Source organism: Kosmotoga sp., from assembly GCF_982836095.1.
Genome location: NZ_CEYIHJ010000061.1, coordinates 8,619 through 9,742, shown reverse-complemented (window position 1 = coordinate 9,742; position 1,124 = coordinate 8,619). Strand labels below are relative to the sequence as shown.

The window sequence follows — 1,124 nt, the reverse complement described above, 5'->3', positions numbered from 1 at the left end:
ATCTTCGTTGGCTTGAAGTGGAAATAGCAGTTGTGAGAGCCCTGGAAACGCTGAATATGGCACCCAGAGGCACTGCTGAGCTAATAAAGAGAAAAGCTGTGATAAATGTAGAACGAATTCATGAAATCGAGGGTAACGTCGATCACGATGTAATCGCTTTCATAAAATCAGTTACGGAAAACATGGGAGATGAAGCAAGATATTTTCACAAAGGCTTGACGTCGTCGGACATAGTAGATACAGCTCTTTCTCTTGTGCTAAAGCGTTCAGGTAAACTCATTGCCTTGGAGTTAAAGCGCCTGATAGGTGTGCTGCAAAAACTCGCTATGAAACACAAGAATACAATAACCATCGGTAGAACCCATGGAGTTCATGCAGAACCAACCTCTTTTGGTTTAAAAGTTCTTTCTTTTCTTGCTGAATTTGAGAGAAATCTCAGTCGTCTTCAAAGAAGTATAGAGAGTATTTCCCACGCTAAGATCAGCGGTGCTGTTGGGAATTACGCTAATATACCTCCTGAGATTGAAAGAATAGCCTTGCAAAGCCTTGGCCTGTTCCCTTCAAAGGTCTCCACTCAGGTTGTGCCAAGAGATCATCACGCTGAATTTTTAAGCACCCTTGCATTAATTGGAGCCGGTATAGAACGCATGGCTACGGAAATCCGGCATCTTCAGAGAACAGAAGTCCTGGAAGTACAGGAGCCTTTCAAAAAAGGCCAGAGAGGCTCTTCAGCCATGCCTCATAAAAAGAACCCTGTATTATGTGAAAGGCTATGTGGCATGGCACGAATGCTCAGAAGCTATGCCATTGTGGGATATGAGAACATTACTTTATGGCATGAAAGGGATATTTCTCATTCATCGACAGAGCGATTGGTTTTCCCAGATGCTACCATGTTGGCTTTTTATATGCTCAACAAGGCTACTTATCTGGTGAATAACTTATTTGTTGATCAATTACGCATGACAGAAAACTTCAAGGATTCTCATAATTTGATATATTCACAGCGCATTATGCTTGCTCTTATTGAAAAGGGCATGAGCCGCGAAGAAGCTTATAAACTTATTCAAAAATGCGCTGCAAAGTCGTGGAACGAGCAGGTAGATTTTCTGGACGTCGTTTCA

1 protein-coding gene is annotated in these 1,124 nt (G+C 42.2%); it reads left to right on the top strand.

Annotated features, from left to right (window positions below):
• Window positions 1-1,124, top strand: a 1,124-nt coding sequence (purB, locus tag AC3LHT_RS05565) for an adenylosuccinate lyase (protein WP_488662218.1), incomplete at both ends; no start/stop codon positions are given.